The 214-nt window shown below is 68.7% G+C and carries 1 protein-coding gene; it reads left to right on the top strand.

Annotated elements, in window-relative coordinates:
* On the top strand, positions 1 to 214 hold a 214-nt coding region (locus tag AC5WRT_RS39275; RefSeq protein ID WP_496101133.1), incomplete at both ends, for a transposase.

The following is a 214-nucleotide window of genomic DNA, read 5'->3' as shown; positions in this document are numbered from 1 at the left end:
CGGGCTCAAGGGCCTGCCCGAGGCCGTGGAGACCGTCTGGCCTCGCACGATCGTCCAAACGTGCGTGGTTCACCTGCTGCGGAACTCGTTCCGCTACGCGGCCCGCCAGGACTGGGACAAGGTCGCCAAGGCCCTCAAGCCCGTCTACTCCGCACCCAGCGAGGATGCGGCCACCGAGCGGTTCCTGGAGTTCCAGGAGTCCTGGGGCCGGAAG

Source organism: Streptomyces sp. NTD91, assembly GCF_059510455.1.
This window is presented reverse-complemented; position numbering and strand designations above follow the sequence as displayed.